Source organism: Massilia sp. TWP1-3-3, assembly GCF_049897805.1.
In the GTDB taxonomy this organism is placed as follows: domain Bacteria; phylum Pseudomonadota; class Gammaproteobacteria; order Burkholderiales; family Burkholderiaceae_D; genus Telluria_A.
This window is the reverse complement of record NZ_JAFCWX010000030.1, coordinates 69,788-79,378: the sequence shown is the minus strand read 5'-3', so window position 1 is coordinate 79,378 and position 9,591 is coordinate 69,788. Positions and strand designations below refer to the sequence as shown.

Annotated in this window: 9 protein-coding genes; all 9 read right to left on the bottom strand. The window is 63.3% G+C overall.

Annotated elements, in window-relative coordinates:
- Positions 1–118 precede the first annotated feature (118 nt).
- Positions 119–709 (bottom strand): sialidase family protein, encoded by a 591-nt coding sequence (locus ACP7D4_RS22925; RefSeq protein WP_426211506.1) that lies wholly within the window; start codon positions 707–709, stop codon positions 119–121.
- A complete protein-coding gene (locus tag ACP7D4_RS22920) occupies positions 702–1,934 on the bottom strand; it encodes a TonB-dependent receptor domain-containing protein (protein WP_426211505.1) in 1,233 nt (410 codons plus the stop codon). Before ACP7D4_RS22920 ends, ACP7D4_RS22925 begins: the two co-directional genes overlap by 8 nt.
- A gap of 66 nt (positions 1,935–2,000) precedes the next feature.
- The gene (locus tag ACP7D4_RS22915; RefSeq protein ID WP_426106668.1) at positions 2,001–2,312 is read right to left on the bottom strand and encodes a hypothetical protein; all 312 of its coding nucleotides are present in this window, start codon (positions 2,310–2,312) and stop codon (positions 2,001–2,003) included.
- 369 nt (positions 2,313–2,681) lie between these two features.
- Positions 2,682–3,062, bottom strand: coding sequence for a hypothetical protein (locus ACP7D4_RS22910; RefSeq protein WP_426211504.1), 381 nt, complete (start codon positions 3,060–3,062; stop codon positions 2,682–2,684).
- A gap of 63 nt (positions 3,063–3,125) precedes the next feature.
- On the bottom strand, positions 3,126–6,221 hold the full coding sequence (locus ACP7D4_RS22905) for an efflux RND transporter permease subunit (RefSeq protein WP_426211503.1): 3,096 nt from the start codon (positions 6,219–6,221) through the stop codon (positions 3,126–3,128).
- A 4-nt stretch (positions 6,222–6,225) separates the two neighbouring features.
- Entirely contained in the window at positions 6,226–7,344 is a 1,119-nt protein-coding gene (locus ACP7D4_RS22900) for an efflux RND transporter periplasmic adaptor subunit (RefSeq protein WP_426211501.1), read from the bottom strand.
- A complete protein-coding gene (locus tag ACP7D4_RS22895) occupies positions 7,341–7,916 on the bottom strand; it encodes a hypothetical protein (RefSeq protein ID WP_426211499.1) in 576 nt (191 codons plus the stop codon). The genes ACP7D4_RS22900 and ACP7D4_RS22895 overlap by 4 nt, the downstream gene beginning before the upstream one ends.
- Positions 7,913–9,127, bottom strand: coding sequence for a TolC family protein (locus ACP7D4_RS22890; RefSeq protein ID WP_426211498.1), 1,215 nt, complete (start codon positions 9,125–9,127; stop codon positions 7,913–7,915). The genes ACP7D4_RS22895 and ACP7D4_RS22890 overlap by 4 nt, the downstream gene beginning before the upstream one ends.
- Before the next feature lie 86 nt (positions 9,128–9,213).
- Positions 9,214–9,510, bottom strand: a complete 297-nt coding sequence (locus ACP7D4_RS22885; RefSeq protein ID WP_426106661.1) for a hypothetical protein — start codon at positions 9,508–9,510, stop codon at positions 9,214–9,216.
- Positions 9,511–9,591 lie beyond the last annotated feature (81 nt).

The following is a 9,591-nucleotide window of genomic DNA, read 5'->3' as shown; positions in this document are numbered from 1 at the left end:
CGATATCAGAGGAGTACTGGCCTATCTTTTTTGCATGACGTCCCACGCTGCCATGGGTGAAAGCTTACTGAACGCCCTCGAAGAGCCCGGGATTTAGCGCCCCGGCGAGCCTAGGATTTTAAAGGACGTAACACCAGGCGACAAAGATGCGGCCGCGCCGGTCGGTAACGATGCCGTCGAAACGGTGGCCGGTGGCAGCCAGGTCGCGCTGAACGGTCACGGGGGCCGAGAAGGAAACACCGCCATCGGTGGAACGCGCGAAGCGGATATGGCCGGTATGCGGCTGGTCCAGGGGTTGCGTATATGTGAGGTACATCTGGCCGCGCGGCCCAAAGGCCAGCTTGGGCCGACCCTCGCCGTTGGCCTCCACCCGTTCCGGCGCCGCCAGCACGGGGCCAACTTTGGTCCAGCTTTTGCCCCCGTCGGCAGACCAGGCCAGCAAGATGTTCGCCAATGCCGGGCCGCCGCCGGCTTGCTCCACGGCCTCGGTCTGTGCAACCCATAGCCGCCCATTGCCATCGATGGCTGCCGATGTCCCAAGTTGGGGCCGGGCTGCCTTTTGCGCGCTGCCCGCGCCGTGTGGCGCGTCATTGGCATGCGCTTTGTCACCGATACTGTCGTGAATACTGTCCCGCGCCCATCCGGGCACGCTTACTGTCGCTGCCAGAGCTGCCGAGCACCCGATCAGCTGTCGTCGCTTGTTATCCATGATCTCTGCCTAAAAATCTGCGCGTATGCCAGCTGTCAGCGCACGCGGCGGTGACAGGGTCTGATTGTACGGCTGGTTGATCGGATATGCACCCTCGCCGTAACTGCGGTCGAAAATGTTGGTTGCGCGCGCAAACAGCGCCACGCGCGGGCTCACGCGAAAAATCCGTACTCACGTCCCACACGCTGTTGCCGCCTTGTTTGAAGCGCAGACCGGGGGTGCTGGTGGTATCGAGGAACATCGGACCAATATATCGGTCCTGCACCCGCACACGCCACTTGTCGTTGGGCGCCCACGTCACGGCAAGCGTGGCGACGTCTTCGGGAACGCCGGCCAGCTGTACATTGAGCGGATCGGTGACGACCGCACTGCGCCGGGTCAGGTAGGTGGCGGTAGGCATGGCATGCAGATCGATGCTCAGTTGCTTCGAGTAGCGCCAGGTCGCGCTCGATTCGAGGCCATGGGCAACGCCATCCTGGTCATTGGTGTAGTAGCGCGCGGCGCCGCCGCAGGTTGGCAGTGTGGCGCCGCCGCAGATCAGCTGAACCTGCCCCGGTGCATTGCCGGCACGCGCGGTAAAGGTGGCAATCATATCGGTGATGTTGTAGCGAAAGTAGGTGAGCCCCAGCGTCAGCCCATTGGCGCGGTAATCGGCGCCGGCCTCGACGCCGAGCAGCGTTTCCGGCGCCAGGTCGGGATTGGCGATGGTGGTGCTCGTCCCCGTACCGAAGGTGCGCGTCAGGTTGTTGAAACCGGGCGCCCGGAAGGCTCTGTAGGCTGCGGCGCGCAGCGACAGCGGCTCGCTCAGTTCGTAGCGCGCGGCGATGCTGGGGTTGAACGCCGTCTTGCCGGAATCGGGAAGCGCACCGCCGCTGACGACGCCATTGGCCAGCGTGCGCGTGTTGGCGCGTCCATCGATCGCGTAGCGGTCGACGCGGCCGCTGAGCGTGATGTCGAGCGCTTTGACGGGCGCCGCCTTCACTTGCCCGTACAGTCCATAAAAGGTCTGCACGCCCTGCCCTTGCGTGCCGCTGTCGAACCGCCCTTGCGGCGCCGAGGGCGACTGTGGCGTGTTGAAAAACTGTTCGGTGTCCTTGGTCGACAGACGCCGGAAGTCGAAACCGGTCGTGAGCGCGTAAAACGTCTGGCCGGGGTGGCTTGAGTAGATCAGCGAGCTGCCGCTCTCGCGGTAGCGCAGGCGGCCCTGCTGCGAATAGAACTGCACGACCGGGCCGCTGGCCTTGTCAGGTGTCAGGGCGGCGCTGGTGCTGCTCAGGCAGCTGGTTCCGCCCTAGTAGTGGCCCGGTTCGGCAGCTTTTTCTATATGCATGGCGATGTCCGGGCCCTTCTGCCGATTTTCTCTGTACTGGTAGCCAATCTGCTGATTCTGCTCGTGCCAGCCAAGGCGCACATAGCCGCCCAAGGTCGCATCGGGCTGCGCGTGCACCATCATCGACAGGTTGCGATGATCAGCCCGCGTCGGCTGCTTTTCCGGGAAACGGTGCAGGTAGGCAGCCGGTGTCGTCTGGTAGCCGTCGGTGTGGAACAGGTCGGCCGTCAGGTTCATGCGTACCTTGTCCGTCAACACGATGTCGCGACTCATAGCAACATTCCAGCTGCCCTGGGTCCCAAGGCTGGCTTGGAACTGGCCCGCGTTGACGCGTGGGCGCTTGGTGACAATGTTGACGACACCCGCCACTGCCGCGCAAAGACCGGCGCGGCAGGGGCGACCAGGACCAGCAATGCAACCGTATGGCAAATTGTCTTGCGCGCATCGACATTTGCCGAGCGCACTTTCTTTTTGGTTTTCATTATATTTGGCAAGACGCGGACGATTTGTTCAGCAGCGATGGACTCCTGTTGCATGTGAAACTTCGTTGACCTACATCAAAACTTAAAAGCCTGTATCAATTAAGACGCAGGCGGGCGATTGCGAAACGCACGGATAGTGTGTGATCGACGTTCTTCTCGCTTACTTATGCGAAAAACGCACGCTGACCGCTTCCTTGCCAGCCAGGGTGATTGAAGCGACAGCCTTGGCGCCGCCCGCAAGCTGGATTGGCGTCTTTGACGTCAAGGTATTGGCGCCGCTTGGTTGCAGTACAGTCTCGCTCTTTTTTCCACCGGACAGCACAGTGAGGGTCCCGGTGGCGCCGGCAGTTGCAAGGTTCGCGCCATGATCGTCGACGTAAATAACAGCCTTGCCGTCCTTGCCCACCAGTTCAAAGGTGAGGTCGCGGGCGCTGTTGATGACGCCACCATGTTTTGGCTTGGCGCCATGCGCAAGGGCCTGGCCCGAGATTGCCATGCTGACGCTGATGGCAATGGCGCTGAGCGCGATAAGTTTTTTCATTTCAATCTCCAAAAAATGTGGCGGCCTGATGGGCGGGCGCCGCAACTTCACCCGTAGAACTAGTTAAAAGCTATCTTTTTCGTCCAGCGCGACCAGGCGCTCCAGTGGGGCACGTCCAACCCGGTAGAACAGCAAGGGCGTCAACAAGGAATCAAGAATCGTCGAGCTGATCAAGCCACCGAAGATGACGACCGCAACGGGATGGAGTATTTCCTTGCCTGGTGCGTCGGCGGCCATCAGCAGTGGCGCCAGCGCAAACGCTGCCACAAGCGCTGTCATGATCACCGGCGTCAATCGCTCAATCGAGCCGCGCACGATCATGGGCCAGCCAAACTGCTCGCCCTCGAATTTGCACAGATTGATGTAGTGGCTGACCTTCAAAATGCCATTGCGCGTGGCGATGCCAGCCAAGGTAATGAATCCGACCATGGAGGCCACCGACAGTGAAACGCCGGCGATCCACATGGCGATGACGCTGCCCACCAGCGCAAACGGAATGTTGCCCATGATGACAAGCGCCAGGGTCGAAGAGCGGTAGCGTGAATACAGCACCAAAAAGATCAGCAGCAGTGAACTCAAGGACAGGACCATGATCAAGCGCTGCGACTGCTCCTGAGCCTGGAACTGTCCTTCGATACTGATAAAGTACCCGCCCGGGAGCGCCCTGGCAGCGACCTCGCGGCGCACGTCGCCAATGATGCGCGACATGCTCGAACCATCGGTGTTGGCGTAGACGACGATGCGGCGGCGGCCATTTTCGCGACCAATCTGGTTGGGTCCGTCCCCTTCCTCGACTGTGGCAATCGATGAAAGCGCAACGCGCCCGGACGGACTGTCGATCATGACGCGCGCCAGATCCTGCGGACTGCGGCTGCTGTCGGCAAGACGGACCACCAGTTCAAAGCGGCGCGCGCCGTCGATGACCTGGGTCACCGTCGTGCCCTCGCTGAGCGCTTGCAAGGCCGCGACGACCTGGCCGCCGGCCAGCCCGTGTTGCGCGGCCTTGCGGTAGTCGATCCGAACCTTGATCTGCGGGATCAGCACTTGCCGCTCCACCGACAGGTCCACCAGGCCCGCGACCGCGCCGAGGCGAACACGCAAGTCTTCGGCCAGGCCGCGCAAGGTGTCGATATCGTCGCCGTAGATCTTGAGCGCGATCTGGGCGCGCACACCCGACAGAAGATGGTCGAGGCGGTGCGAGATCGGCTGGCCGATCGCAACCGAGGCCGGGATCGATGCCATCTGATTGCGGATCTGCGCCATGATCTGTTCGCGGCTGCGCGCCGATGCCTTGAGGTCGACATCGATTTCGGACGAGTGCACGCCCTCGGCATGCTCGTCGAGCTCCGCGCGGCCGGTGCGCCGCCCTACCTTGCTCACCTCCGGCACCTGGCCGATCAGGGTTTCCGCCAGCGCGCCCATCCGGTTCGCCTCACCGAGCGATGTACCGGGCGTAAACGTCATGCCCATGACGAGCGAGCCTTCGTTAAAGGCGGGCAGAAAGACGCGCGGGAAAAACGGTACCGACGCCAGGGCCAGCAGCACGGCGACCAGCGCAACGGCCAGGATGGCGTTCATGCGCGGGAAGGACCAGGCAAGTACGCCAGTGTCCCACTGCTTGATGCGGCGCACGATCGGGCTGTCGTCGTGCTTTAGCCGCTTCATCCCCGGCAGCAGGTAATAGGCCAGCACCGGGGTGACCGTCATCGACACCAGCATCGAGGCCAGGATCGAGGCGATGTAGGCGATGCCCAGCGGCGCGAACAACCGGCCCTCGATACCGGGCAGCGCAAACAAGGGCACAAATACCAGCACTACGATCACGGTCGCGTAGACGATCCCCGAGCGCACCTCCACCGAGGCGCGCCAGATCACTTCCAGCACCGGCACGTCCGGCGCGCGCTGCTTTAGCCGGCGCACGATGTTTTCGACGTCGACCACGGCGTCGTCAACCAGCTCCCCAATGGCAATCGCCAGCCCGCCGAGCGTCATGACATTGATCGACTGATCCAACAGTTTGAAGGCCAGCGCGGTAACGGCCAGCGAAAGCGGAATGGCGACCAGCGAGATCAGGGTGGTCCTGGCACTGAGCAAAAACGCGAACAGGATGATCGCCACCAGGATCGCGCCGTCGCGCAAGGCTTCGACGACGTTGCCGATGGAATTGTCGATAAAGGTGGCCTGCCTGAACAGCACGACGGGTTGTGCAATGCCTGCAGGCAGTCCCTGCTTTAGTTCAGAGAGCGCCGTTTCAATATCGCGCGTCAGGCGCACGGTGTCGCCGGCGGGCTGCTTTTGCACGCTTACAATCACCGCCGGTAGTCCGTTCAAGCCTGCATCGCCGCGCTTGAAAGCCGGCGCGAAGCGCACATTGGCAACCTGGGACAGCAGCAGCGGCGTGCCATTGCGGTAGGCCAGCGGCAAACCTTGCAGATCTTCCAGGCGGTTGGTGCGCGCCAGGTTGCGGATCAGGTACTCGCGGCTGTTGAGGTCAATAAATCCGCCGGACGTGTTCGCCGCGAACGAGCGCAGCGCTTGCGTGAGCTGCTCGAGCGTCACGTCGTGCTGGGCCATGCGCGCCGGATCGGGTTCGACCCGCAGCTGGCGCACTTCGCCGCCGATGGGGATGACCTGCGAGATGCCGGGAATCGACAGCAGCCGCGGTCGCAGGACGAAGTCGGCATACTCGCGCGCTTTCATCGGGTCGGTTGCCTTGACGTCGATCGGCAGCGCGATCAGCATGATTTCGCCCATGATCGACGACACCGGCCCCATGGACGGTGATATCGTCGCCGGCAGCTGCTCCTTGACCAGCGCGATGCGCTCGGCCACCAGTTGGCGGTTGCGGTACACGTCGGTGCCCCACTCGAACTCCGCATACACAATCGACAGCCCCACGCCGGAGACCGAGCGCACCCGGGTCACGCCTGGCATGCCGTTCAAGGCCGTTTCCACTGGAAAGGTAACGATCTGTTCGACTTCCTCGGGGGCCATGCCGCCCGCTTCGGTCAGCACGGTGACAACCGGCTTGTTCAGGTCGGGGAACACGTCAACCGGGGTACGGGTTGCCGTCATTGCCCCGAACAGCATCAGCAAGAATGCCCCCACCAGGACAAAGATCCGGTTGTGAAGACTAAATCGCACTATGGAATTGAACATGGCGCTACCGGATCTGGTTAATCAGGGAAGCGCCCAAGACCACAACCCGGTTTTCACCGCTCAGGCCCTTGGTCACGACCACGGTGGTGGCATTGATCGCGCTCGCTTCGACCGGCAGAGCGATGAATCGCTGCGCGCCGGACTTGATCCAGACGATGGTTTGGTTGGCAGGGTTGCGCGCCAGCGCCGCTGCGGGCAAAGCGACCCCGCGCACGCTCGCGCGCAAGCGTGCAATGACGGTGACGCTCTGGCCTACCGCCAGCGGCAGCGCCTTGCCCTTGGCGCGAAAGCTGATCGGCAAAGCGCCGTCGCGCAAGGTGCGACTGAGCCCGGCGAGCGTCAGTTCAACGCCCGGCAAGCCGGCCAGGTGGGCGCCCACGATACTGCCGGCGATCTGCGGATCCGTCACCTGGGCCTCGACCATCATGCGCTCTGGGTCGACAATCTCGAACAGCACATCGCGCGCCTCGACGATTTGCCCATTGAGGACGTTTGCGCTGGCGATGACGCCGCTGGCCGATGCGACGATTTCCTCGCGCCCGTTGACGGCGTTGGCAACAGCGCGCTCCCGGCCCATGGTGCCGGCAAGTTCTGCCCTTGCGGCGTCGATATCCTTGGCAGGGACGACTCCCTCCAGCGCCACCAGGCGTTTGACGCGCTGTTCGAGCAAGGTGCGCTGCGCGCGCGCCTCGGCCAACTGCGCCTGCTGGTTGCCCCGTTCAAAAGCTGGCGCCACGGGCCGCAGCACGAGCAGCACCTGGCCCTTGCGTACCGCAGTACCGGCCGTTGGAATGCCCGCCGCGCCGCCTTCAATGCGCCCGGCGAAAGGCGCTTGCACTCTGCCGCCCGCATTCGGATCGATGCTGGTGCGTCCGTTCAGTTCCACGGTCTGCGGCACATCGCTCTCTTGCACCATCAGCGTACGAATGGTCATGCGCCGCTGTGCCAGCTTGGGAACGTTGACGCTGCCGTCGGGCAGCCGGGCCAGGCCGGAGCCTGATGAAACAAGCTGGGCGTCGAGATGTTCGCCGTTGGGGCCGTGCGCCCCGGGTGAGGCCTGGGCAGGCAGCGCGGCGCACAGCATCGCCAGCGCCCCGATGAAACTGAGCGTATATTTTTTCATGATGTGACTTTCCGGGCGCGGCGGCGCAAGAAGAAAACCAGGGCGAACACTGCGCCAGCGGCCAGCGCCGCAAGCGCTGCCCAGGTCCAGTAAGAAGTGTGCTGATGTTCGTGCATTGCGCTGGACGTCGCGCTGGATGTTACGCTGGATGGCACTTCAAGAGTCCCTTCAAGCAGGTCGCTCTCTTCGCCCGCTACAAACGTGAACAGCAGCGCGTGCTTGCCCGGCTTGGATAATTCCTTGAGCAGCTTCTCATCGTCGATTGCATAGTCGCCCATGTCGGCATGAAATTTCGCGAGTGCTTTCAGGTCCTTGTATTGCACTTCCAGCGTCCCGTTCAACACCGGTTCGTTGGTCTCGTAGCGGTCGATCATGACGGACAGCTCGCCGCCCGACAGTTGGCCTGCGAGCTCGAACATTTCAGTAAAGGTTTCGACGCGCGGCACGCTGCCGGCAGGGCCGGTATTGGCCTGGCCGTCCAGATGCTCGCCGTTCGGGCCGTGGGCCCCGGGCGAGGCGAAAGCGCCCGACATCAGCGATAGCACAACAATCATGGATGCAAAAAGTTTCATGGCAATACTCCTGATGCCTGGTTAAATTCAGCGTGCGCCCTGCCCAGTGCAATTTCTTGTTGGCGGCGTGCCAGCCTGGCTTCATGGGCCAGCGCATGCGAACGCAGCATGTCGGCCAGGCCCCGTTCACCGAGCCGGAAAGCTTTTTCAATGAGCTGCTCGTGCTCACGCGTCGCGCTTACTCTGGCGCCGGCAGCAGCGAGCGCCGTACGCGCGTGCTCGATGCGGGTCCGGGCCAGGTCCAACTCGGCCAGAGCGAGCTGCTCGCTCTGCAGGGCTGCCGCGCCGGCCACAGCTAGTTGCGTCTGTGCCTGCGCCTCGACCGGTCGATTGCGACCTGCGCTACCGAGGGGAAGCTGGAGGCGCAGGCCCACGGAGCGATCTGGCGCCGCCAGCAGCGGATCGCGTTCCTCGCGCAGCGACAGCGCGAGCGTGGGCGGCGCGCGGCGACTGGCCTGGGCCAGACGAAGGGTCGCTTGTGCCAGGCTTTGGGTTGCCCGCGCAGCCAGCACGCGCGGGTCGCCGGTAGCGCTGGCCGACGCAAGCGGCTCAGGCTCGAGTGGCAGCGCGCCGGCGGGGCCGGTCAAGATGCGCAGCTTGGCCAGGCTGGCGCTGGTATCGGCGCCGGCCTGTTCCACAGCGACGCGGGCGCCTTGCACTTCCTGTTCTGCCAGCAATGCGTCAAGCCGCGCCAGGTCGCCCGCGGCCACGCGGCGCTTGACCTCGTCGGCGAGCTTTTCGATATTGTGGAGCTGCCCTTCTTTTTCTTCCCGCAGCGCTTGCGCCGCTGCCGCGTCCCACAGGCGTGCTCTGACCTCACCGGCAATGTCCAGACGCACCTTGACCAGCTCGCTCTGCAGTTCAGCTGCCGAGTGCTGGGCCAGGCCCTGGCGGGCGCTGCGCTGTGCGGGCGTCCAGAAGGAGGCGGACATTGTCACTTCCGATTCACGGGCGCCGTCCTGGCCGCCCGAGCGGCCCGTGCGCTGCGACAGCTCCAGAATCGGCTGCCCGGCGACCCATGAACCTGACAAGGCGCGCGCGGCATCGACTTCCTCTTGGCGGGCAATTGCGCCGCGCAAGGAAGGCGAGCGTAGCCAGGCCTGCTCAACGAGCGCATGCAAAGTGGCGGACGCCTCGGGTGCGGCGCTAACGCCCAAGGGAAATACAAGAATTGCGCAGCACAATAGCGCGCGCAGTTGGTTGACGTGCATGATTACTCCACTGGTGACAGAAACATTCACAAGGGGTAAGCGCACGGGCGTAGCAACGCTACGCCGTCTGAACCGAGCTGGTGCGTTTATCCCCCGGTAGCGAGACCGGGGGCGAATGCCGGAGGACGTTGGGGATCGTCCAGAAAAGGATAGGGTATGTAGGAGGCCGGTTCAGGATAATCGGCCAACGAGAACAGGGACACGCTCAATACGCTGTGCAAGCGGTTTATCAAGAACAACTGCACAGGCGCCGAGTGTTCGCCCGCATGCGCGACCGACTCGTCCGAATCGTCGTAGTGGATCGCGCCGTCGCCGTCATGATGATGCAACTGTGCCATACGCGCCGCGTCATGGGCCAGCGTGGCCACTGTTGACGATCGCACGCCGGCCACTTGCGAAGCGAAGCTTTGCAAAGGCAGGCAGATGAGCAACAGTAGGCAAATGAGTCGGCGCACAAAAAAGGA